A 22,912-nucleotide genomic window follows, 5' to 3' on the forward strand; every position below is an offset into this window, starting at 1 on the left:
CACGTAGGGATGCGATCATGCGCGGTGTGGCCACCGACAAGTTGCAGACCATCGCGTACCCCGCAGCCGGATCTCGTCCGAACCGCCGTGACGCCGAGAGCCTCGAACCCCATGTCATCGTGCTCTTCGGGGCCACGGGCGACCTTGCCAAGCGCAAGCTGCTGCCCGGTATGGCCTATCTCGTGCAGTCGGCGCTCGCGCCCGAGATCCGGGTGGTCGGCACCTCACTCGAGGAGCTCACTGACGACGAGTTCCGCGCCATCACCAGGAAGGCCGTTGAAGACTTCGGCACCCACAAGCTGACCGACGAGCAGTGGGCCAACTTCGCGAGCCGGGTCACCTACGTCCCGCAGGGTGCCGGCCCTGCCGCGCTGGCCGCCGCAGTGGCCGACGCCGAAGCGCAACTCGGCCCGGACGTGCACAGGTTGCACTACCTGTCGGTACCGCCCAAAGCCGCCAAGTCGGTCATCACCATGCTCAAGGAGGCCGACCTTGTCGAGCGGTCACGGGTGGTGATGGAAAAACCCTTCGGTACCGACCTCGCCAGCGCGATCGAGCTCAACGACTTCGTGCACCAGACGTTCCGCGAACGTCAGATTTTCCGCATCGACCACTTCCTCGGCAAGGAAGCCGCCCAGAACATTCTGGCCTTCCGGTTCGCAAACGGGCTGTTCGAGCCGATCTGGAACCGCAACTTCATCGATCACATTCAGATCGATATCCCGGAGACCCTCGGCCTTGACCAGCGGGCCAACTTCTACGAGAGCACCGGCGCATACAAGGACATGGTGGTCACCCACCTGCTGCAGGTGATGGCCTTCGTGGTGATGGAGCCGCCGACCGCCCTGGAGCCGCGTGCGATCAGCGAGGAGAAGAACAAGGTCTTCCGGTCCATGCTGCCGATCCACTGCGACCACGTGGTCCGCGGTCAATACACCGGCTATCGGCAAGAGGCCGGAGTCGCAAAGGATTCCGACACCGAGACATTCATCGCCCTCAAGGTCGGTATCGACAACTGGCGCTGGGCCGGGGTGCCGATTTACCTACGCACCGGCAAGAAGATGGCCGAGGGTCAGCGCATCATTTCGATCGCGTTCAAGGAAGCGCCGCGCACCATGTTTCCCGCGGGCTCCGGAGTCGGCTCCCAGGGACCCGATCACCTCACCTTCGATCTGGCCGACAGCTCCAAGGTGTCACTGTCGTTCTACGGCAAGCGCCCCGGGCCGGGCATGAAGCTCGACAAGCTCTCCATGCAGTTCTCTACCCAGGAAACCGATTCCCAAGGCGATGTGTTGGAGGCGTACGAACGGTTGATCCTGGATGCCATGCGGGGCGACCACACTCTGTTCACCACAGCCGAAGGCATCGAGTCACTGTGGGAACGCTCGACGCAGCTCCTGGACGACCCGCCGCCGGTCAAGAGCTACCCGGTCGGCACGTGGGGTCCCAATGCCATCCATCAACTCATCGCCCCGAATGCCTGGCGGCTTCCCTTCGAACGGGTATGGCGGGAGAAGAAGTCCCAGGGTTGATCCCTCAGGGCGGTCACTATGTTGTGGCCCAACCGGTTTGAGGCGACGAACGTGGGTCGCCGATAGCGCTCAGCGTGAAGGTGGGACGCTTGGCTGATGCGATTGTCGGATCGGTCTGGTGTCCGGAGCGGTGATCGTGGCGGCCCTGTCGCTGGTTCGGCGTGATGCCCGGTGTGGCTAGGCGGCCTGCCGGGCAGTCACGAGCGCCGAACCCGTAGATGGTGTGGGCGTGCGTCAGTGCGTTGGTGCCGGGCCCCGTCTGGCGAAGCGGCCACGTGCGGCGAGTTCGATCGTCAAGGCGACCCCGCAGGCCTGTGACAACAGCAACCCGACCAGTACCAGAATCTGGACGGCACCGGCCTGCGCTGCGGAGCCGGTACTCAGCAGCACACCGACGAAGGCGCCGGGCAAGGTGACCAGTCCAGCGGTTCGTGCCTGATCGACGTTGGGCAACAACGCGTCCGGGGCCGTGGGCGCAATGACGAGCAGCCGCGCATCTCGCTCCAGGTAACCCAGGCTCAACGCGGCCTCCACCTCGCCGGCGCGGGTGCTCAGCGCATCCAGTGCGCGCCGGGCTGCCACCGCGACCGCGGTCATCGTGCCGCCCAACAGGATTCCGGTGATGGGGACCAGCGCAATGCCTGCGATGGGAACGAGTCCGGTGGCCAGAAGCAGCGGCAGTACTGACGCCAGGCCGACAGCCAACGGCGCCGCCAACCACGACGAGCCCTCAGCGGCCCTGCTACGCCGTGCCGCCGTCACGGCGGCGACGGTGAACATCACCACCAGAATCATCAGGGACGACCACAGCCGCGCCATCGCGGCTGTCAAGACCGCTGCCACCGCCGCCAGTTGCGCCACCGCTCGCATCGTCGCGCTGGGTACCACCCACCAGGAGCCCAGGCCGCTCAGTCGGTAGACGAGCGCGGCGAGCAGCGCCATCACGGCGCAGACCACGACCAGTGTCGGTCCCAGCACCGCGGATGTCATCGGTTCAGTGCGGCAACACCGTCGAGGAACACAGGCACCGCGGCCTACGTAACCGTCCCGTCCTCGACGAGCAGGACTCTTACAGTCGACCTCGGCCCGCTCGCTTAGCCCACCTGATCGTCGCGACGGGCAGCGCTGATGAGGTCCTCGCGAGCCCGCGCCACGCGGGAGCGGATCGTGCCGACCGGGCACCCGCACACCTCGGCGGCTTCGGCGTAAGACAGCCCGAGTACCTGGGTCAGCATCAGGGCGTCGCGACGGTCGCTGTCGAGTCCGTCGAGCAGCATCCTGATCTCGATGATGTCCTCGAACCGTGCCGCGCTGGGCCGGGTGTCGAGGAACTGATCCATGTCGATGGCCGACGCGGTGCGCGGGCGGGCCCGATTGCGGCGGATCTGGTCGATGACCACGCGGCGGGCGATGGACATCAGCCAGGTACGGGCCGACGAACGCCCCGAGAACCGGGGGATTGCGCTCAGAGCGCGCAGGAAGGTCTCCTGCGTGAGGTCGTCGGCGTGACCGGGATCACCGAGAAAGGCGACGGTCCGCCAGACATCGCGCTGCGTGGCCTTGATGAACGCGTTGAGCGCGGCGGAATCGCCCCGACCGGCGGCCAGGGCGAGCACGGTCACCTGGTCGTCGTCGCGTTCGCTCACGTTCAGTGAGACTAGGGGATCAGCGGATCCAGCACATCCGCAGGTCTGGGTCCCAGCGTATTTTGGGTGGCCGGGAACCCGATGGCCCCTTCGGCCGACTATCGGTCGGGCACTCAACTCAGCCAAGGAGGGCGATGACCGCATCGGTCGTGGGCGGTTCGACCGACCCGAACGCGCCGGGCGTCTCGCACCGCGTCGAACTCGACGTCGCGGGAATGTCCTGCGCGGCCTGCGCGGCACGGGTGGAGACCAAGCTCAACAAGCTCGACGGCGTCCGCGCCTCGGTCAACTTCGCCACCCGCGTGGCCAGTGTCGATGCCCCCGAGTCGCTTCCCGCCGAAGACTTGTGCGCGGTGATCCGCAAGGCCGGCTACGACGCGGCGCCCCGCTCGGCATCGCTCGCCGATGCGGTGGACCCCGACGACCGGCAGGCCCGCAACCTGCTGCTGCGGCTGGCGATCGCGGCGGTGCTGTTCGTGCCGCTCGCCGATCTGTCAGTGATGTTCGCCGTCGTCCCCAGCACCCGGTTCACCGGCTGGGAGTGGCTGCTGACCGCGCTCGCGGCACCGATCGTCACCTGGGCGGCGTGGCCATTCCACCGGGTGGCCCTGCGCAACGCGCGGCACGGTACCGCGTCCATGGAGACGCTGATCTCGGTCGGGGTCACCGCGGCCACCCTGTGGTCGCTGTACACGATCTTCTTCGATCACCACGACCGGCAGGTGCACGGCATCCGGGAGGCGCTGCTGGGCAGCGACGCCATCTACCTGGAGGTCGCTGCCGGCGTCACCGTGTTCATCCTGGCCGGCCGGTACTTCGAGGCCAGGGCCAAATCGCGTGCGGGGAGCGCGCTGCGGGCGTTGGCGGCGCTGAGTGCCAAAAACGTGTCGGTGTTGCTGGCCGACGGCAGCGAGATGGTGCTGCCCGCCGATGAACTCAAGGAGCAACAGCGCTTCGTCGTGCGGCCCGGGGAGACCATCGCCGCCGACGGTCTGGTGGTCGAGGGCAGCGCCGCCATCGATATGAGTGCGATGACCGGTGAAGCCAAACCGTCGCGCGCTCACCCCGGCGGCCCGGTGATCGGCGGGACAGTGGTGCTCGACGGCCGGCTGATCGTCGAGGCCGCTGCGGTGGGGGCCGACACCCAGTTCGCCGGAATGGTGCGCCTGGTCGAAGAAGCGCAAGCGCAGAAGGCCGACGCCCAACGACTGGCCGACCGGATCGCCGGAGTCTTCGTGCCCGCGGTGTTCGGCATCGCTGCGCTCACCGCGGTCGGGTGGCTGCTGGCCGGAGCGGACGCCGACCGGGTGTTCGCCGCCGCGCTGGCCGTGCTGGTGATTGCCTGTCCGTGCGCACTGGGGCTGGCCACCCCGACGGCGATGATGGTGGCCTCCGGGCGCGGCGCGCAGCTGGGCATCTTCCTCAAGGGCTACCGCGCGCTGGACGCGATCCGCGCGGTGGACACCGTGGTGTTCGACAAGACCGGCACCCTGACAACCGGACATCTGGCGGTCACCGAAGTGACCGTCGCCGACGGCTGGCAGCCCGCCGAGGTCCTGGCGCTGGCCGCCGCCGTCGAGATGGCCTCCGAACATGCTGTTGCCGTAGCTATTTCGACTGCCACCGACGAGCGTCGCCCGGTGGATGACTTCCGTTCCCATGCGGGGCGGGGTGTCACCGGCACGGTATCGGGGCGCACGGTGGTGGTCGGCCGGCCATCGTGGGCCGCCGAACAGGCCGAGGTGGCCGAGCGTCTGCATGCGGCCCGGCGTACCGGTGAATCCCGAGGTGAAACAGTCGTTTTCGTCACGGTCGACGGTCAGGTGTGTGGGGTGATCGCAGTCGCCGACGCGGTCAAGGAGTCCGCGGCCGACGCAGTGGCGGCCCTGCATCGCAGGGGTCTGCGCACCGTGCTGCTGACCGGTGACAACGCCGCGGCGGCGGGTTCGGTGGCTGGGCAGGTCGGTATCGACGAAGTTATCGCCGAGGTGCTTCCCGAAGGCAAGGTCGACGTCATCGAGCAGCTGCGCGAGCAGGGTCGGGTGGTCGCGATGGTCGGCGACGGCATCAACGACGGGCCCGCGCTGGCGTCGGCGGATCTCGGGCTGGCGATCGGACGCGGCACCGATGTGGCGATCGGCGCCGCCGACATCATCCTGGTGCGCGACGATCTCGACATCGTCCCGCAAGCTCTCGACTTGGCCAAGGCCACCATGCGCACGATCCGGGTCAATCTGTTCTGGGCATTCGGCTACAACGTGGCGGCTATCCCGATCGCCGCGGCCGGGCTGCTCAACCCGCTCATCGCCGGCGCGGCGATGGCGTTCTCGTCGTTCTTCGTCGTCTCGAACAGCTTGCGGCTGCGCAACTTCGGCGCTCGCTAGTCACCGAAAGGAACAGCGCATGTCACAGCAGACATTCATGGTCACCGGCCTGCACTGCCAGAGCTGCGTGCGGGTGGTCAGCGGCGCGCTGACCGAACTGCCCGGGGTCGGCGCGGTCGAGGTGGACCTTGACGCCGAGGGTGCCTCGGCCGTCCGAGTCGACACCGCCGCACATCTCACCACCGAGCAGGTTCGGGCCGCCCTCGCCGATGAGGGTGACTACATCGTCGTGAGCTGAGTGGGCTCACCCGTCGACGAAACGCCCCGCGAATCCACGTAGCGGCAGGTCGGCACTCGTCAGCAGTCCGGGCGGTGCGGCGACCACCGATGCGATGGCCGACAGTGCCGGCATCCCGGTGACCGTCATGCCGATCGAGGCGAAGTTCGCCGGATCCGACAGGTCCACATCGGGTTTCGGGAAGATCATGTGCTTGTTGTAAACGCACGGGTCGCCCTTGACCTGGGTGATGTAGCAACCCTTGATGCGCCAGCTCGGGCTGGTGTGCGGTGTCATCTGCCACTCCAGGTGCGTCTCGACCCGCGGCACACCGTTCACCATGCCCTGGTACTTGATGTAGTTGCCGCCCAACGATCCCTTCGGTAGCACATACCACCCCAGGTCGACGTCTTCGGTGCACGCACCGAGTTCGTAGCTGAAGGTGACCTCGTCGAGCTTGATGTCGAAACAGTCGGCCATCATGTAGACGCTGTCGGCGAAGACGCGCGTGTATTTCTCCAGCTTTCCCGGGATGCTCGGATCATTAACGGGCAGACCGTAACCCACCTCGATCCAAGTGTCTTTGCTGTGATGGCAGGACACATCGACGGATTCGATGGTGGTGATGTTCTCGATATCGGCCACGTCTGCCGAACACACCACGCCCAGGATCTGGTTGAGGCCCGGGTTCATCCCCGTGCCGTAGAACGTGGAACCGCCCTTCTCGCAGGCCTCGGCCAGCAGCTCGCTGACCTTCTTGCCCGACGAGTGCGGGTGGTTCTTATCGCGGTGCCAGCCGGTGATCCAGTCCGCGGTGGTGACGATGTTGATACCGGCTTCGAGGATCTGCACGTAGAGATCCTCGTCGGGGAACACCCCGTGAAAGGTGAGGACATCGGGTTTGGCGGCGATGATCTCTTCGATGGTGCCGGTGGCGATCACCCCGTTGGGGGCCAGGCCAGCCAGCTCGCCGGCGTCCTTGCCCACCTTCTCGGGTGAATAGCAGTGCACACCAATCAGTTCCAGATCAGGCCGGGTTGCGATGCGCTTGATCATCTCCGAGCCGACATTGCCGGTGGCGACCTGGAAGACGCGGATCGGCTTGCTGTTGTTGCCAGCTTTGTTGGTGCGCACCGGGGGTGTCAGCCTCTCTCTAATGCGGCATACACTTCGGCGGCGCTGCCGCCGATGCCGTCGGGATAAAACTGCTTGGCCCACTGGCGAATTGCCGTGAAGCCGGAGTGCTCATCGCCGGTCAGAGCGGGCGGATCCGAGTAGCGCTGGTGCGACCAGATGTAGATGTCCTGGCGGAACTGGCGGATGACCTCGTTGCCGAAGTCAGCGGCCTTGGCGGCGGCGCGCTCGGTGTCCTTGCCCGGGGTACGGCCGATGTAGACCATGAATCGGACATCGGAGGTGTAGTCGTCGACCGGCGTGATGCACGAGATCGTGCGGTTGTCGACCATGCCCCAGCTCTTGGTGACGGCGATTCCCAAGCCGCCGTTGATCGCCTCGACGCCGCTTTGGACGTCGTCGATGATCTGCTGGTCATCACCTTCGAAGGTGATCGTGAAGTCGACATAGGACACCGGTTCGTCGAAGTCGTGGCGGGTGAAGATCGGGTTGATCGGCGTGTGGTGCACATACTTGAAATGGGCGAAGTCCACGCCGTTTTCCAGCACGTACTGCGGGTGCATCTCGTGGCCCCGCTCGAACAGCCGGCGTTGCGGGTAATAGTCCGCCACGGTGCTGTCATCGCCGAACGAGGCGAAGACGTCGGGAGCCTCGAAGAACGGCTCGCGTCCGTTGTCGTCGTACCAGAGGTAGACCGACTCGTTGCGTTCCACCGTCGGATAGGTCTTGATGCGCCTGCCCCGGTTGGGTCGCTTGTCGTAGGGGATGCAGACGTTGCGACCCTCGGTGTCCCACTGCCAGCCGTGAAACGGGCATTGCAGCACGTCACCTTCGACGTGCCCGCCGAAGCCCAGGTGAGCGCCCAGATGTTCGCAGTAGGCGTTCATCACGGTGATGGTGCCCGACTCGGTACGCCAGGCGATCAGCTCGTGGCCGAAGTACTTCATCGTGTGGACGTCGCCGATGCCGATCTCGTCGGACCACGCCACCTGGAACCAGCCGGTCGGCTTCATCGAGAGCGGTGGCTTCGCCATGTCGTGGAGCCTATGAAATCGTCATAGTAGTGTCAATGAAAGCGCGAAATCGCTTAAGCTACAGCGATGGCAGAGCCGGACAGTGCACGTAGAACGTCGAATCGGCGGGGCATGGCCACGCGCGAGGCGATGCTCAATGGTGCCGTCGAGGCGCTGGCGACTGGTGACCCGGCTGCCGTCTCGGCCAACCGGATCGCCAAGCAGATCGGCGTCACGTGGGGGACAGTGCAATACCAGTTCGGCGATGCGGACGGGTTCTGGGCGGCGGTACTGCACCACACCGCCGAGCGCCGTGCCGGTCTGTTCGCCAGCACCGACAGCGGTGCCCCGCTGCGCGCGCGGGTCGCCGGGATCGTGGACACCCTCTTCAGCGGGCTGGACGCTCCGGACTCCCGTGCCATCGAGAACCTGCGCGCCGCATTGCCTCGTAACCCCGACGACCTGGATCGTCTCTATCCCGCCACCGCCGCCGAGCTGCGATCCTGGGGCCAGAGCTGGAATGAGACGTGCCAGAAGGCCTTCGCCGACCTGCACGTCAACCCGGTGCGCGTTCACCACGTCGCGGCGTTCATCCCCGGCGCGATGCGTGGCCTGGTGTCCGAGAAGCAACTTGGCAGCTATGCCGATCTCGACGAGGCCCGCGAAGGCTTGACCAACGCCATCGCCGCCTACCTCAACGAGGGCTCGACCTAGGGCGCGTCTGACAAAGGTCTTGGGTGTTGCGCCCGAGGCTTGGTGCTGACCTGTCAGGCGATGCCCACGACGAAGACCGTTGGGATCGTCTATGAGTAACGAGGAGGTGGTCGGAATGAGTCAGGTAGCAGTGGTCACCGCCGGGGGTTCGGGCATGGGCGCGGCGGCGTGCCACGAGCTCGGCCGGTGCGGCCACAAGGTCGCCGTCCTCGACCTCAATGAGGCTGCGGCCAACGGTGGCCGACTATCTGCGCGCACAGGGTGTGACCGCGTTCGGAGTCGGGGCCGACGTGACCGACCGTCTCGCGATGCCAGATTCTTCCCCGATATCGAGATCCTGATCTACGGCGGCTGGTGTGCTCAAGGAGTTCGCCCCACTGTGGTCTCTGCCCACCGAGACGCAGCGGTGGGACCAGCGGGTGAACAGCAGCATGGCCGAGATGGAGCAGTTCTACAATGCCTTTTCCCGCGGCTGGAAGAGGCCATCGAGTATTGCGACACGTTCTCGCTGGACGAGCTGCCGCAGGACGCGACAAACCTGCTGTACCTGATCTATTCGCTCATCATGGTGGCGATGGCGGCCGACATGCGGATATGCGGATGACTCCGGCCGATTGATGTTGCGCACCAGGGTATTAGGCGAAGAACCGATCCAGTGAGCGATTAGCGCCGGTTCTTGGCCAGCTCGGCCAGCATCGCGTTATACGCGTCGTGGTCGTCGTCGTAGTGTGCGTCGGCGTGCCGGTCCGAGCGCACGGCGGCACGGCGGTCCTGTCGCGCCCACTGCACCACCAGCGCCACGACCACCACGATGATCGGTAGCTCGCTGGACCCCCACGCCAGCGCCCCGCCCAGATGTTGGTCGTCGTTGAGGTTGCTCAGCCACGGGAGGTGCAGGCTCCGGTAGAACGTGCCGCCGAGGATCGAAGTCATCGTCATCGTCGCGATGCCGAAGAACGCATGGAACGGCATCACCGCGAACAGCAGGCCCAGGCGGCCGATGAACGGCAGACGCTTCGGCCCGGGGTCGATGCCGATGATGCCCCAGAAGAACAGGTATCCGGTGATCAGGAAGTGCAGGCTCATGAACTCGTGACCCCAGTGGTAGCGCACGAGTGTGTCGAACAATGGGGTGAAGTACACGGCATACAATGAGCCGACGAATAGCACGAAAGCCGTTGCGGGATGGGATAAGAACCGCGATACGGGCGAATGCACCAGCCACAGTAGCCATTCCCGCGGGCCGGGTGGGTGACCGGTGCCGGCGACGGGAAGGGCCCGCAGCGCCAGCGTGATCGGCGCGCCGAGCACCAGGAACACCGGGATGAACATGTTCAGCGTCATATGTTCACCCATATGCACGCTGAACATCGCCGACCCGTAGGCGCGTACACCTGACCCGGTGGTGAACACCAAGGCCGCACAGCCGAACAGCCACGCCACCAGCCGCCCTGGCGGCCAGCTGTCGCCGCGCCGACGTAGCCGCAGCACTGCGATCACGTAGGCCACCGCCAGCGCCGCGGCCGCCACTCCGAGCAGGGTATCGAAGCGCCAGACGGTCAGCAGGCGAAGCACATTCGGGGGGTCGGGTAGCTGATAGCCCAGGAAGACATCCCATGCGGTGAACTGGTGGGTCAGCAGCCGCGGCGCGGTCTGAACGGCCATGGCCGAGATGGCGGCGACCGCCACCATCGCGGCCAGCGCACCGGTCCGCGGGTGCCGCGCGCCGAGCATGCTGAGCAGCAGAGCCGCCCCGGCCAGTAGCCCAAGCCGGCTGTAATCGGAGCCGGTCAGCCCGCCCGGGGTGGCCAGCAGCACCAGCAGCAGGGCGCCATATCCCAGCGCCACCGCGCCGGCAGCAATCTCGACCAGCAGAACCCGCCGGCGCAGTTCAGCTTTCGGCGGGGCGATGACGGCGCTGACCTTCACACCGACCAGTACCGCCAGTGCCAGTGCGAACACGATGACGGCACTGGTCGCATAGTCGTGGTCGGGGCCCTGGCCGGCATTGCCACTCACGGGCAGCGCGATCACCCCGACGAAGGCCGGAATCACCAGTACGGCATGCCACACCCAGCGCACCGTCAGGCGCACCACGACGGTGACCACCGTGCCCATCGCCGCGACGACGATCCATCCGCGAGCCATTTCCGATGCGCCGAGCGCGCTTCCGATGCCGCCGCCACCGATGAGCCGGGAAATCGGGACCCCAGCGGCGTTAGCCGACTGGATGAGCACCATCGCCAGCGCCGTCACCAGCCAGAGCGGCGCCAGGCGTTCGGCCAACAGGTGGACCCGGAACGAGGTGGCATCGAGCGTGCCACGTTCGTCGGGCTCAGCGGTGATGACGACGAAGACCAGCGCGCCCAGGCAGATCGCGGCGGCCAGCGTCGCGGTGAAATAGCCGATTACCTCGGCGACGCTGGTGACGCTGCCGGGGTAGGAGTCACCGGTGACGGTGAAGCGGCGCTCACCGGTGACGAGGGCATAGCCGATCAGTGCGGCAACCATGCTCAGGTAGCCGACGAAGATCCACCGACCCGCCGGCCGGGCGCCTGCCTGCGTCGACTCCATCGCGGCCAGTCTAGGACTGGCCGTCGTAGTGGAATCGCCGTGGTGGGAACTTTCTGGTGCGACGGATCGACCAATGCTCAGGCCGGCCGAACGGAGGAACTCACCGGTGATCGGAGATCTCGCGCTGCGATGGTTCGTCACCATCCTGTTCGTCCTGAGCGCCGCGGAGTGCGGGTATGCGCTCGCCGCGGGGGATCGGCGACCCGCCGCCGTCGTCAGTCAATTGCTGCACGTGGTGATGGCGGTGGCGATGGCGGTGATGGCGTGGCCATCGGGTGCCGCCCTGCCCACCGTCGCGCCGATGGTGTTCTTTCTGCTCGCGACGGGCTGGTTCATCGGTGTGACGGTGAGCCCGCTCGGGGCCGGTCACCGGGTCGCCGGTGCTTATCACGCGCTGATGATGCTGGCGATGGCGTGGATGTACGCGGTGATGAACGGGCGCCTGCTGCCGGGTCAAGCGTCCTACGTCGGTGACGCCACCCCGGCGCAGACCGGGCACTCGGGGCATGCCGGGATGACCATGCCGGGCATGGACATGTCGGGGTCGGACACCGCGGTGACCGCGTCCGGGGGTGGCTATCCGCCCTACATCGATGCGCTGAACTGGTTGTGCACCATCGGTTTCGCGGTCGCCACGGTGTATTGGCTCTATCGGTACCTGACCGTGCGGATGAGCCGCACCCCGGGTGCCGGCGTGCCGCTGGGAGCCCTGTGCCAGTCGATGATGGCCGCCGGTATGGCGATCATGTTCGGCGTGATGCTGTAGCGCGTCAAGATCAGGCGGCGGAGCCGTCGGTGGGGTAGAGGTGCCCGCGCCGACGCCCGCGAGAGGCCTTGTCGGGCAGCACCACGTCCGCGGTGACCGGCGCGGCATCAGAGCGCGGTTCGGGCCCCGACGGGCGAGCGCTGCGCCAGACGATCAGCGCGAGGACCGTCCCGGCCAGCACCGGCAGATGCGACAGGATCCGGTCGAGGCCCACCGCGCCCGTCAAAGCGTCGCTGACCACATATCCGGTGAGGATCGCGGTGAACACCGAGAGCACTCCGGCCAGGCCGGCCGCCACGGCCGGGCGCACCGCCGCGACGACCATGATCACGCCCAGCGCCGCCGACCATGCCGTCGACTCGTTGAGCAGGTGCCCGCCCATCATCATGTGATGCGCGGCAGCCGACGTCCCGACGTTGACGCCAGCGGCCTGGGCTATGGCCAGCCCCATCTGCACCAGCCCGGTCAGCGCCAGAGTCGCGCGCAGGCAGGTGCTGATCGAGGGGAGCGGGCGGGGCGTGCGGGACATCGCGGCCCGGTCGCTGGCGGCGACGGCCGCCACCTGGGATCGCCCGGCCAGTCGCCGCAGCTGCTGAGTCTGCTCGACGGCCTGGGCGTACCAGGCGCGGCAGTCCGCGCAGCCGGCGACATGCTCGTCGACCCGGGCGGCGGGAACGGGTTCACGTTCGCCGTCGATCCGGGCTGACAACGCCTCCCGGGCGACAGGGCAGTCCACGTTGTCAATAGTCGTCTATCCGGCCCGGATCGTTCCCGCATCTCCGGCGCAATGTCGTTCCTGGGCTAGATTCCTAGGCATGGATGGGCCAGGAGACGAGGTCAAGGTCGAGCGCGCCTCGTCCGCGCTGGCCGATGTCGACATCCACAGCTGGACCCAGCGCTTCGACCTGTTGTCGGACCCGCACCGGCTGGAGATCCTGCTCGGGCTGCATCGGGCGCCCGGCATCTGCGTGGGTGATCTCGCAGCGGCCATCGGCAGGTCGGAAAACGCCGTGTCCCAAGCGCTGCGGGTGCTGCGCCAACAGGGCTGGGTCACCTCGACGCGGGTCGGCCGGCAGGCCAGCTATCGCCTCGAGGATCACACTGTGCACGACCTCCTGCACTGGATCGGCGCGGCGCATACCGAATGAGCTGGTTGGTCATTCGAATATCTGTACAGGTAGACAGGTATCGGGTGGGCCGCCTAGGCTTCCGAAGCGGGACCGGGAATTCCCGGTCGCATCGCGAGGAGGCACGCTTGAGCGTCCAGATCACGGCCATGCACATGAGTGACGGTCTGGTCAACGCATCCACCTCGGTGGTTTTCGGGATCCTGGCCATCGCCGTCGTGGCGTTCTGCGGCTGGCGGGCGCGAACCGAGCTCGACGAGCGCACGGTCCCGTTGGCCGGCCTGGTCGCGGCCTTCATCTTCGCGGTCCAGATGATCAACTTCCCGATCCTGCCGGGGGTCAGCGGTCACCTGCTGGGCGGCGCGCTCGCCGCGATCCTGGTTGGTCCCTACACCGGCGTGCTCTGCATCACGATCGTGCTGGTGGTGCAGTCGCTGCTGTTCGCCGACGGCGGAGTGACCGCGCTCGGGATGAACATCACCAATATGGCCGTCATCGGTGTTGCTGCCGGTTACTCGGCGGCGCTGGTGCTCTACGGACTCGTGCGCCGCCGCCGTCCTGGATCGGTACCTGCGCTCGGAGTCGTCGGCTTCCTCGCTGCGTTAATCGGAACAGTTTGTGCCTCAATGGGATTCGTCGTCGAATATGCGATCGGCGGCGCCGCGCCGACATCGCTGACAACGGTGGCAACCTACATGCTGGGCACCCATGTGCTCATCGGTATCGGGGAGGGCTTGATCACCGCAGTGACGGTGATGGCGGTCGCCCGGTCGCGCCCCGACCTCGTGTATCTGCTGCGCCGCGATCGTGAGCGCGCGGCGGTGGCCGGATGAACGCCGCGGGAGTCGCTCGGCACTGGCAGTTCTGGGTGGCCTTCGGGGCCGCCATTCTGCTGATCGCCGGCGTGGTGTCCTACTTCGCCAGCTCGAGCCCGGATGGTCTGGACTCGGCCACGCTGCAGGGCTGCCGGGTCGTCGAAACCGAGCATGGTGAACAGTTGACCGGCAGCTGCATCGCCCAACACGCGACCGAGCACGTCATGTCGGTGTCGCCGCTGGCCGACTACACAATCCTGGGCCACCCCGCCACCAGCGGGCTGGCCGGCATCATCGGCGCGGTCGTCGTGCTAGCCATCGCCTTCGGGGCGTTCTGGCTGATCGCGCGCACTCGCCGTACCAAGGGCTGACGCGATGGGTGCCGGGCACTCCCACCCGCTGTACCGGGACGGCGAATCGGTGGTGCACCGCGCACCCGCCGAAGTCAAGATCGCCGGTCTGGTGCTGTTCGTCCTCGCGGTGGTGGCCACCCCGCGGGAGATGGTCTGGCCGTTCGCCCTCTACGCCGTGATCGTGCTGGGGGTCTGGCGGGTTGCCGGTATCCCATTGCGGTGGATTCTGCCGCGGATGCTCATCGAAGCGCCTTTCATCGTGCTGGCGGTGCTGCTGCCGTTCGCCGAAGGTGGTGCACGCGTCGAGGTTGCGGGCGTGGCGTTGTCGGTGACCGGGCTGTGGGCGGCGTGGGGGATCGTCATCAAGGGCACGCTCGGTGTGGCTGCCTCGCTGACCGTCGCGGCGACGACATCGGCGCGGGAGTTGCCGCTGGCGCTGAGCCGGCTCGGTGTACCGGGTCTGGTGACATCGATGCTCGTGCTGATGATCCGCTACATCGACCTGCTGTCGGCCGAGGTGAGCCGGATGCGGATGGCGCGGATCTCCCGCGGCGACTCCCCACGGGCCATCCATCAGATCGGTGCGACCGCAAAAGGCGTTGGTGCGCTGTTTCTTCGGTCCTATGAGCGGGGCGAACGGGTGTACCTGGCCATGGTGTCGCGTGGATTCGACGGCAAGGTCCCCGAGCTGGCGATCGTCGGTGCCGGGCCACGCGCGTCGGGTGCCCAGTGGGCCTACGCGCTGACGCCGGCGATGGCGGCGGCCGCGGTGGCAGCCTCGGCGTGGGCGTTGCGATGAGGGATCCGGCGATCCGGGTTGAGGGCCTGCACTACCGCTATCCCGACGGGCGCGTTGCCCTCTACGGTGTCGACCTCTGCATCAACGCGGGGGAGCGGGTGGCCATTCTCGGACCCAACGGGGCGGGCAAGACCACGCTGATGCTGCACCTCAACGGCGTGTTGACCGCCACCTCGGGTGCGATAGAAATAAGCGGTATTACTCTGACCCGCAACACTCTTCGCGATATCAGGCGCCGGGTCGGACTGGTGTTCCAGGACCCCGACGACCAGCTGTTCATGCCGACTGTGGCTCAGGATGTCGCGTTCGGCCCGGCCAACTTCGGGGTGGCCGGCGACGAACTGGCTGCCAGGGTTGCCGCCGCTCTGGCTGTGGTGTCGATGACCGAGCACGCCGAGCGCAGCCCCGCGCACCTGTCCGGCGGTCAGCGCAGGCGCGCGGCGCTGGCCACCGTGCTGGCCTGCGAGCCAGAGATTTTGGTGCTCGACGAGCCCTCGGCCAACCTCGATCCGGTTGCCCGGCGCGAACTAGCCGAGACGCTGGCCACCCTGCCTGCCACCATGCTGGTCGTCACCCACGACCTGCCCTATGCCGCGCAGCTGTGCGACCGGGCGATCGTCCTGGATCACGGCACGGTGGTCGCCGACGGCACCATCGCCGCGGTGCTCTCCGATGCCGAGCTACTGGCCGCCCACCGGCTCGAATTGCCCTGGGGATTCACCGTTCCTGCGCGGTGAATAACCTCACTGGCTCAACGTGATCCGCGCCTACCATGGCGGTGCAACCGCGTTACCGGAACCCAATACGTGCAAGGCCGAGCTGGCGTGACCGTCACCTGCCGTCTCCACAATTACTTGATATCCACCCAGACTCAGGGCACTGCTCAGTGTGCCCCCACGCGGTGACGGTGCTCTTTGTTGCCGGTGTTGAAGGCCAGGAGATCGGTGTTGAAGGCCAGGAGATCGGTGCCACATGCGTGCACCTTCGCGTCGGTGCCAAACCGATTGACGGCCACCTTGCCCTGGCCCAAGGCTTCGGCCTCGGAGTCGTTTGCAATCGAGGCGGCGACAGAGAAAAAATTGGTCTGGGCGGTGCCGGCGTGCGCGGCGGAGTGCGATCCGACCGCGATGGCGATCCCGAGGTTGGTCGCGACCGCACTACTGCTGTCGCCCAACGTGATTGCCGCACCCAACGTCCCGATGGCCTCCGCTTCCGCATTGTCGCGTCGATGGCGATCGCAGGCGTGGTGGGCGCGGTTGAGGCGTAACGGTTCATCGGGACGGACACTACGGACCGATCTTCGGTGAGTACCTGGGGGGAACTCCCTATTTTTGGCGCTTGGTGATTCCGGCCCACTCGTGTGGCAGATGATGTCTAATGCTGGCGCACTTTGGGCCAGGGCGGCTCGCCGCACAACGATAGCAGCGCATTCTCGATCACCTCGGGCAGTGCCGGGTGGATCCAGTACTGTCCGCGGGCCATGTTCTGGCCGGACAACCCGAAACTCATGGCCTGGATCAGCGGCTGGATCAACGTTGACGCCTGGTGCCCCATGATGTGCGCGCCCAGGATCTCTCCGGTGTCCGCCTCGACGATGATCTTGGCGATGCCGGTGGTGTCCTCCATCGCCCAGCCGTAGGCCACGTCGGCGTAGTCCTGCACCGTGACCTTGAACGTGTGACCGGCGGCACGGGCCTCGTTTTCGGTCAACCCGACCGAGGCGACCTGCGGATCGGTGAACACCGCCGATGGCACGAAACGGTGATCCGACGGCATCAGATTCTCGGTGTCGTCCCAGTCTTGCAACAGGTTGTGGCGCACCACTCGCGCCTCGTGGTTGGCGACGTGTTTGAGCTGATAATGCGAGGACACGTCGCCGAGCGCGAAAACGCCTCGCGCCGTGGTCCGTTGGAATTCATCGACGACGACAAGGCCGTCCTCGTCGACGTCCACCCCGGCCAGATCCAGGTCCATCAAGTCGCCGTTGGGAATCCGGCCGGTAGCCACCAGCACGGTGTCGGCCGACACCGACGAGCCGTCATCGAGTTCGATCACGACCTGTGAACCCTCGTGGTGCGCGCCGATCATGTTGCGGTGACTACGGATTTCCCACTTCTTAGCGGCGATGTCGGTGAACCGCTCGCAGATCGTGTCGTCGCAGTGCGACAGCATGCCCCTGCCGCGGATCACGATCGTCACCCGTGAGCCCAGTGCGGAGAACACGTGGGCGAACTCGGCGGCGACGAACCCGCCGCCGATGATCAACAGGTGCTTGGGCAATTCGGGGATGCGCATGATCGTGTCGCTGGTGTGGACCTGCACCTCGCAGCCCGCGATGGCTTCGGGAATCATCGCCCGTGCGCCCGCGGCGATCACCACCTGATCGGCGGTGAACTCCTCGCCCTTGTCGGTGCGCAGCGCGTAGCCGTTCTCGGTGCGGCCAGTGAAGCGGGTGTGGCTGTCATAGACCGTCACATTCGGCGACGAACGCCGGTAGTGCTCGCCACCGGATGCCAGCGGGTCGATACGCCCGAAGACCCGCGAGACGATATCGGACCAGCGCACCCCGTCGATATGGGCGTCGACGCCGTATCGGGCGGACTCGCGCACGGTCTGCGCCACCTCGGCGGCGTAGACGAACATCTTGGTGGGGATGCAACCCACGTTCAAGCAGGTGCCGCCGAACACACCCTGCTCGCAGACCGCGATCTTTTTACCGGCGTAGCGCTCGTCAATGATCGAATTGCCCGAACCGGTTCCGATGATCGCAATATCGAAGTGCTGCAACGAAATCCCCTTATCCCCGCCCCGCGGATGGCGCGGCCGATTCCAGATGCGCATGGTAGAAATCCAGCCAGGAGTCCAGCTCGCGATAGGACTCGAGCTTGGGCTGGGTCAGCGACAAGAACACGTCGTGTTTGGCGTCACGGACCGGAACGACGGTGCTGCGGTTACCGATACAACCCGCCCAGCGCGCGATCTGGGTGACGTCGAGGACCACGTCGCCCCGCTGCATGCTCGGCGCGTCCGCGCTCTCGGTCACGCTGTGATCCGAACGCAGGATCAGGTTCGGCACACCGACATCCAGGCCGCGATGCAGTGTGGCGTGGCCGCGGCGGATGGCGTGGATCCAGCCGAAGGTCACCGGGAAGCCGCCGAGCGGCTTCCACTGCAGGTTGTAATCGAACTCGCCGTCATAGTCGCGGTGCAGCGTCAGCCCGTAGCCGCCCTTGCTGGTGCCGCGCACCACTCTGGTCTTGCGCACCCGCGACAGCGCGCCGATGGCCGTCGACGTCACCCGGGTCCGCAGGACCGCCGGGCCGTGCAAGTCCAGCCACGGACTGTTGAGCACCAAACCACCCAGCGACAGCGCCGCCGTCGCGTTACGCCGACGCACCCGGTCCAGCCACAGCGAGACGATCAACCCGCCGGCGGAATGGCCGTACACGAGCATCGTCGAGCCGGGATTCTCGGTGGCAATGATCTCGACCGCCCGCTCCAGCTCACGGTCGTAGCGGGCGAGGTCGGTGGTGAAGTGCGGGGTCTGGCCCTCGCGCCAGGACCGGCCGCACTTGTGTTGGTCCAGGGCGTAAAACCGGAATCCGGCGGCGGCAAAATGATCGGCCAGTTCGGTGTTGAAGAAGTAGTCGGTGAAACCGTGCACCGCGAGCACGGTCTGCGCCGCGGGCCCGCCGCCGGCGCGGCGCACCAGGGTGGCGAACAGATCGCCCTCACCATCGGGGTCCGGCCCCAACGCCATGGTGGTCTGTTGGTAGCCGGCTAGGACATCGTCGGCCCATTCGGCCCGAGCTGCCGTCACACGCTCTACCCTAACCGGGTGTGGCGCTGGCTACATCGGGGTGTGGTGCTGGCGACTCTCACGAATAAGTCGGTGCCGGGCGGGATAACCTTGACCATCTGTACAGGTGTCTGAAGTAAAGGACGACAAAGCGGTGTCTGATACGACCAAGACCGACGTGGTGCTGGTTGGCGCGGGAATCATGAGCGCGACGCTGGGGGCCCTGCTGCGACTGGTGCAACCGGACTGGTCGATCACGCTGATCGAGCGCCTCGACGCGGCCGCTGCCGAGAGTTCCGATCCGTGGAACAACGCCGGCACCGGCCACTCGGCGCTGTGTGAGCTCAACTACACCCCGGAGAAGGCCGACGGCACGATCGACATCGCCAAGGCCATTAACGTCAACGAACAGTTCCAGGTCACCCGCCAGTTTTGGAGCTACGCGCACGAGAATGGCATCCTGCCTGACGTCCGCAGCTTCCTGAACCCGATCCCGCACGTCAGCTTCGTGCAGGGCACCGACCACATCGACTACCTGCGCCGCCGCCGCGACACCCTCGTGCGCAACCCGTTGTTCGCCACCATGGAATTCATCGACGACCAGGACGAGTTCACCCGCCGCTTGCCGCTGATGGCCAAGGGTCGGGACTTCTCCGAGCCGGTCGCGCTGAATTGGACCGAAGACGGCACCGATGTGGACTTCGGTTCGCTGACCCGCCAGCTGCTCGGCTACGGCGCCGAACGTGGAATGACCACGCTGTTCGGCCATGATGTGCTCGACCTGCACAAGGAGTCCGACGGCGGGTGGACAGTCAAGGTCCACAATCGGCGCACCGGCCAGAGGCGCAAGCTGTCGGCGAAGTTCGTGTTCGTCGGCGCCGGCGGCGGTGCGCTGCCGTTGCTGCAGAAGGCCGGGATCCCCGAGGCGAAGGGCTATGGCGGATTCCCGGTCAGCGGCCAGTGGCTGCGCACCGGCGACCCCGAGCTGGCCGCCGCTCACCACGCCAAGGTCTACGGCGCCCCGCCGCTGGGTGCCCCGCCGATGTCAGTGCCGCACCTGGACACCCGCGTCATCAACGGCCGGGAGTGGCTGTTGTTCGGTCCGTTCGCCGGCTGGTCGCCGAAATTCCTCAAGGAAGGCAAGGTCACCGACCTGCCGCTGTCGGTCAAGCCCAATAACCTCGCCTCGATGATCGGCGTCGGCCTCACCGAGATGGGTCTGCTGAAGTACCTGATCGGCCAGCTGGCTCTCAGCGAGGCCGACCGGGTCAACGATCTGCGCCAATTCGCGCCCACGGCAAGGGATTCCGACTGGGAGATCGATATCGCCGGCCAGCGGGTGCAGGTAATCCGACGTGATGCCAAGAGGCTCGGTGTGCTCGAGTTCGGCACCGCCGTGCTGACCGCCGCCGACGGCTCGATCGCCGGCCTGCTCGGTGCGTCCCCGGGCGCATCCACCGCCGTCCCGGCCATGATCGACGTCCTGCAGCGTTGCTTCGCCGATCGCTACCAGGGCTGGCTGCCCAAGCTCAAGGAGATGGTGCCCTCCCTCGGCGTCAAGCTCTCGGAGAATCCGGAGCTGTTCGCCGAGGTGTGGGCGCATGGCACCAAGGTGCTTGGGCTGGAAAGCCGGGCCGACGCCAGCCGTGCCGCACTGGCCGCCGGGGCGGATATCGCGCGCGCCGCTTCGGGTTCCGGAAGCCCGGAACCCGCGGGAGTGGTGTGACGGTCGCCCTGCGCCGCTTCTGGGCCAAGGACCTCGATGCGGCGACTCTCTACGAGCTGTTGAAGCTGCGGGTCGAGGTGTTCGTTGTCGAGCAGGCCTGCCCGTATCCGGAGCTCGACGGCCGTGACCTGCTCGCCGAGACCCGGCACTTCTGGCTCGAGCAGCCCGACGGCACGGTGATCGCCACGCTGCGGCTGATGGAGGAGCACGTCGGCGGGGGGAAGACGTTCCGCATCGGCCGGGTGTGCACCCAGCGCGCCGCCCGCGGCCAGGGCCACACCACCCGGCTGCTGCAGGCCGCGATCGCCGAGGTGGGCGACTACGTGTGCCGGATCGACGCCCAGACGTACCTTGCCGATATGTATGCCCGGCACGGCTTCGTCGCCGCCGGAGCCGAATTCGTCGAGGACGGCATTCCGCACGTGCCGATGGTGCGCCGCACCGGCGGTACCGAAACCGAACGATCGTGAGCTCGGCAGCCCCGTACCCGTTCAGCGCGATCGTCGGGCACGACCAGCTGCGGCTGGCTCTCGTGCTGTGCGCGGTGCGTCCCGAGATCGGCGGCGTGCTGATCCGTGGCGAGAAGGGCACCGCGAAATCGACTGCGGTGCGGGCATTGGCGGCGGTCCTGAGCCAGGTCGACGCGGATTCACGGCTGGTCGAGTTGCCCATCGGAGCGACCGAGGACCGGGTGGTCGGCTCGCTGGACCTGCAGAAGGTGCTACGCGACGGTGAGCATGCGTTCTCGCCGGGCCTGTTGGCCCGCGCGCACGGCGGTGTGCTCTACGTCGACGAGGTCAACCTGCTGCATGACCACCTCGTAGACATCATGCTCGACGCCGCCGCCATGGGCCGGGTCCACATCGAGCGCGACGGGATCTCGCACTCGCATGAGGCGCGCTTCGTATTGATCGGCACCATGAATCCCGAAGAGGGCGAACTGCGTCCGCAGCTGCTGGACCGGTTCGGGCTGACCGTGGACGTGCATGCCTCCCGCGATGTGACGGTGCGCAGTGAGGTGATCCGCCAGCGGTTGGCCTACGAGGCCGACCCGGCCGGATTCGCCGCCCGGCACGCCGAGCAGGACAGCGAGCTGGCCCGCCGGATCGCGGCGGCCCGAGACCGGGTCGCTGACGTTGTGCTGCCCGATGCCGAGCTGACCCGGATCGCGGCGCTGTGTGCGGCGTTCGACGTCGACGGGATGCGCGCCGACCTGGTGGTGGCCCGTACGGCGGTAGCGCACGCGGCGTGGCGTGGAGCGGAATCCGTTGTGCAGGAAGATATTCGGGTGGCCGCCGAGCTAGCGCTACCGCATCGGCGCAGGCGCGATCCGTTCGATGACCCGGGTCTTGACCCCGCTCAGCTCGACGAGGCGCTGGCCAGCACCGATCCCAACCCCGAGCCTGAGCCCGATCCCGATTCAGATCCGCCGGGTGGCGGGCAGGTAGATGACGGATCGTCGCCACCGTCTGCGCCGCAAGGTAATGCGTCGTCGGCACCGCCTAAGCCATCTGCGCCGCCCGCTGCGACGTTTCGCACCCGCGCACTGACCGTGCCCGGGGTCGGGGAGGGAAACCCCGGCCGGCGCTCCCGGGCTCGCAACAGGTCCGGGGCGGTGATCACCGCCACCGACGCCCCTGGGCAGGGCCACGGGCTGCATCTGTTCGCCACCGTGCTGGGCGCGGCGGGCAACGGCCGGCTGCGCCCGCAGCCCGAGGACATCCGCCGGGCGATCCGAGTCGGCCGCGAGGGCAACCTGGTGATCTTCGTCGTCGATGCCTCCGGGTCCATGGCCGCACGCGACCGGATGTCTGCGGTGACCGGGGCGGCACTGTCGCTGTTGCGCGATGCCTATCAGCGCCGAGACAAGGTCGCCGTCATCACCTTTCGCCAAGATGGCGCTCGAGTCCTGCTCCCGCCGACGACGTCGGCGCATATCGCGTCGCGGCGGCTGACCCGTTTCGACACCGGCGGTGCCACGCCGCTGGCGCAGGGGCTGCTGGCCGCTCGCGACATCGTGATCCGTGAGCGCGTGCGCGATCGGACTCGACGCCCCCTGGTGGTTGTGCTGACCGATGGCCGCGCGACTGGTGGACCGGATCCGTTGGGGCGCAGCCGTTCCGCGGCTCGCCAACTGGTGGCGGAGGGTGCTGCCGCGGTGGTGGTGGATTGCGAGACGTCGTACATCCGGCTGGGTTTGGCCGCGGATCTGGCCGAGAATCTGGAAGCCCCGCTGCTGCAGTTGGAGCAGCTGCGCGCAGAGTATCTGGCACAGGCTTTGCGCCGCGCCGCCTGAAGCAGAAGGGGACCGAC

Annotated in this window: 22 protein-coding genes and 2 pseudogenes; 16 read left to right on the plus strand and 8 right to left on the minus strand. The window is 66.9% G+C overall.

What is annotated here, in order from left to right; translation table 11 throughout:
• Positions 1 to 17: 17 nt before the first annotated feature.
• Positions 18 to 1,532: a glucose-6-phosphate dehydrogenase gene (gene zwf, locus G6N13_RS15700; protein WP_235677778.1), complete on the plus strand. Its 1,515-nt coding sequence runs from the start codon at positions 18 to 20 to the stop codon at positions 1,530 to 1,532.
• A gap of 234 nt (positions 1,533 to 1,766) precedes the next feature.
• Here zwf and G6N13_RS15705 read toward each other — a convergent pair whose 3' ends face one another.
• Both G6N13_RS15705 and sigC read right to left on the minus strand, forming a co-directional pair.
• Positions 1,767 to 2,522 carry an ABC transporter permease gene (locus G6N13_RS15705; RefSeq protein WP_163698427.1) on the minus strand — a complete coding sequence of 252 codons (756 nt, stop codon included), beginning with the start codon at positions 2,520 to 2,522 and terminating at the stop codon, positions 1,767 to 1,769.
• 104 nt (positions 2,523 to 2,626) lie between these two features.
• Positions 2,627 to 3,178 carry an RNA polymerase sigma factor SigC gene (gene sigC / locus G6N13_RS15710; RefSeq protein ID WP_163698429.1) on the minus strand — a complete coding sequence of 184 codons (552 nt, stop codon included), beginning with the start codon at positions 3,176 to 3,178 and terminating at the stop codon, positions 2,627 to 2,629.
• Between the two features lie 215 nt (positions 3,179 to 3,393).
• Here sigC and G6N13_RS15715 point away from each other — a divergent pair, with 215 nt between their 5' ends.
• Both G6N13_RS15715 and G6N13_RS15720 read left to right on the plus strand, forming a co-directional pair.
• Complete coding sequence (locus G6N13_RS15715; RefSeq protein WP_407663932.1) at positions 3,394 to 5,562, plus strand: heavy metal translocating P-type ATPase; 2,169 nt, start codon at positions 3,394 to 3,396, stop codon at positions 5,560 to 5,562.
• A 19-nt stretch (positions 5,563 to 5,581) separates the two neighbouring features.
• Positions 5,582 to 5,800, plus strand: a complete 219-nt coding sequence (locus tag G6N13_RS15720) for a heavy-metal-associated domain-containing protein (protein ID WP_163698433.1) — start codon at positions 5,582 to 5,584, stop codon at positions 5,798 to 5,800.
• Between the two features lie 6 nt (positions 5,801 to 5,806).
• Here the strand turns inward: G6N13_RS15720 and G6N13_RS15725 are convergent, their stop codons facing one another.
• Entirely contained in the window at positions 5,807 to 6,835 is a 1,029-nt protein-coding gene (locus G6N13_RS15725; RefSeq protein ID WP_235678086.1) for an NAD(P)H-dependent amine dehydrogenase family protein, read from the minus strand.
• Positions 6,836 to 6,921: 86 nt separating this feature from the next.
• Positions 6,922 to 7,947, minus strand: a complete 1,026-nt coding sequence (locus tag G6N13_RS15730) for a Rieske 2Fe-2S domain-containing protein (protein WP_163698438.1) — start codon at positions 7,945 to 7,947, stop codon at positions 6,922 to 6,924.
• Positions 7,948 to 8,013: 66 nt separating this feature from the next.
• Between G6N13_RS15730 and G6N13_RS15735 the strand changes: the two genes are divergently transcribed.
• The 3 genes and pseudogenes from G6N13_RS15735 to G6N13_RS15745 all read left to right on the plus strand — a co-directional run.
• Positions 8,014 to 8,640 carry a TetR/AcrR family transcriptional regulator gene (locus G6N13_RS15735; RefSeq protein WP_163698440.1) on the plus strand — a complete coding sequence of 209 codons (627 nt, stop codon included), beginning with the start codon at positions 8,014 to 8,016 and terminating at the stop codon, positions 8,638 to 8,640.
• A gap of 115 nt (positions 8,641 to 8,755) precedes the next feature.
• Positions 8,756 to 8,960, plus strand: a pseudogene (locus G6N13_RS15740) (SDR family NAD(P)-dependent oxidoreductase); the annotation flags it as partial.
• Positions 8,961 to 8,996: 36 nt separating this feature from the next.
• A pseudogene (locus G6N13_RS15745) lies at positions 8,997 to 9,229 on the plus strand (hypothetical protein); the annotation flags it as partial.
• A 74-nt stretch (positions 9,230 to 9,303) separates the two neighbouring features.
• Here the strand turns inward: G6N13_RS15745 and G6N13_RS15750 are convergent.
• A complete protein-coding gene (locus G6N13_RS15750; protein ID WP_163698444.1) occupies positions 9,304 to 11,214 on the minus strand; it encodes a cytochrome c oxidase assembly protein in 1,911 nt (636 codons plus the stop codon).
• Between the two features lie 106 nt (positions 11,215 to 11,320).
• On the opposite strand from G6N13_RS15750, the gene G6N13_RS15755 reads away from it, so the two are divergent.
• Positions 11,321 to 11,980, plus strand: a complete 660-nt coding sequence (locus tag G6N13_RS15755) for a DUF5134 domain-containing protein (protein WP_163698447.1) — start codon at positions 11,321 to 11,323, stop codon at positions 11,978 to 11,980.
• Between the two features lie 10 nt (positions 11,981 to 11,990).
• Here the strand turns inward: G6N13_RS15755 and G6N13_RS15760 are convergent, their stop codons facing one another.
• Complete coding sequence (locus tag G6N13_RS15760; RefSeq protein WP_163698449.1) at positions 11,991 to 12,716, minus strand: zf-HC2 domain-containing protein; 726 nt, start codon at positions 12,714 to 12,716, stop codon at positions 11,991 to 11,993.
• Positions 12,717 to 12,795: 79 nt separating this feature from the next.
• Here G6N13_RS15760 and G6N13_RS15765 point away from each other — a divergent pair, with 79 nt between their 5' ends.
• The 6 genes from G6N13_RS15765 (at position 12,796) to G6N13_RS15790 (ending at position 16,341) form a co-directional block, all read left to right on the plus strand.
• Positions 12,796 to 13,128 carry an ArsR/SmtB family transcription factor gene (locus tag G6N13_RS15765; protein ID WP_163698451.1) on the plus strand — a complete coding sequence of 111 codons (333 nt, stop codon included), beginning with the start codon at positions 12,796 to 12,798 and terminating at the stop codon, positions 13,126 to 13,128.
• A gap of 128 nt (positions 13,129 to 13,256) precedes the next feature.
• The gene (locus G6N13_RS15770; protein ID WP_407663933.1) at positions 13,257 to 13,940 is read left to right on the plus strand and encodes an energy-coupling factor ABC transporter permease; all 684 of its coding nucleotides are present in this window, start codon (positions 13,257 to 13,259) and stop codon (positions 13,938 to 13,940) included.
• A complete protein-coding gene (locus G6N13_RS15775) occupies positions 13,937 to 14,293 on the plus strand; it encodes a PDGLE domain-containing protein (RefSeq protein ID WP_163698455.1) in 357 nt (118 codons plus the stop codon). The genes G6N13_RS15770 and G6N13_RS15775 overlap by 4 nt, the downstream gene beginning before the upstream one ends.
• A gap of 4 nt (positions 14,294 to 14,297) precedes the next feature.
• Positions 14,298 to 15,074, plus strand: coding sequence for a cobalt ECF transporter T component CbiQ (gene cbiQ / locus G6N13_RS15780; protein WP_163698458.1), 777 nt, complete (start codon positions 14,298 to 14,300; stop codon positions 15,072 to 15,074).
• Complete coding sequence (locus tag G6N13_RS15785; RefSeq protein ID WP_163698460.1) at positions 15,071 to 15,811, plus strand: energy-coupling factor ABC transporter ATP-binding protein; 741 nt, start codon at positions 15,071 to 15,073, stop codon at positions 15,809 to 15,811. The genes cbiQ and G6N13_RS15785 overlap by 4 nt, the downstream gene beginning before the upstream one ends.
• Before the next feature lie 164 nt (positions 15,812 to 15,975).
• The gene (locus G6N13_RS15790; protein WP_163698461.1) at positions 15,976 to 16,341 is read left to right on the plus strand and encodes a hypothetical protein; all 366 of its coding nucleotides are present in this window, start codon (positions 15,976 to 15,978) and stop codon (positions 16,339 to 16,341) included.
• Positions 16,342 to 16,448: 107 nt separating this feature from the next.
• Here G6N13_RS15790 and mtr read toward each other — a convergent pair whose 3' ends face one another.
• Entirely contained in the window at positions 16,449 to 17,861 is a 1,413-nt protein-coding gene (gene mtr / locus G6N13_RS15795) for a mycothione reductase (protein ID WP_163702179.1), read from the minus strand.
• 10 nt (positions 17,862 to 17,871) lie between these two features.
• Positions 17,872 to 18,834: an alpha/beta hydrolase gene (locus tag G6N13_RS15800; protein ID WP_163702182.1), complete on the minus strand. Its 963-nt coding sequence runs from the start codon at positions 18,832 to 18,834 to the stop codon at positions 17,872 to 17,874.
• A 193-nt stretch (positions 18,835 to 19,027) separates the two neighbouring features.
• Here G6N13_RS15800 and mqo point away from each other — a divergent pair, with 193 nt between their 5' ends.
• Genes mqo through G6N13_RS15815 form a run of 3 tightly spaced genes read left to right on the plus strand, consistent with a single transcriptional unit; the run spans position 19,028 to position 22,895 of the window.
• A complete protein-coding gene (gene mqo / locus G6N13_RS15805) occupies positions 19,028 to 20,599 on the plus strand; it encodes a malate dehydrogenase (quinone) (protein WP_163702184.1) in 1,572 nt (523 codons plus the stop codon).
• Positions 20,596 to 21,069: a GNAT family N-acetyltransferase gene (locus G6N13_RS15810; RefSeq protein ID WP_163698463.1), complete on the plus strand. Its 474-nt coding sequence runs from the start codon at positions 20,596 to 20,598 to the stop codon at positions 21,067 to 21,069. The genes mqo and G6N13_RS15810 overlap by 4 nt, the downstream gene beginning before the upstream one ends.
• Complete coding sequence (locus G6N13_RS15815) at positions 21,066 to 22,895, plus strand: magnesium chelatase subunit D family protein (protein WP_163698464.1); 1,830 nt, start codon at positions 21,066 to 21,068, stop codon at positions 22,893 to 22,895. The genes G6N13_RS15810 and G6N13_RS15815 overlap by 4 nt, the downstream gene beginning before the upstream one ends.
• The last annotated feature ends 17 nt before the right edge of the window (positions 22,896 to 22,912 follow it).

Source organism: Mycolicibacterium sarraceniae (genome assembly GCF_010731875.1).
GTDB lineage: Bacteria > Actinomycetota > Actinomycetes > Mycobacteriales > Mycobacteriaceae > Mycobacterium > Mycobacterium sarraceniae.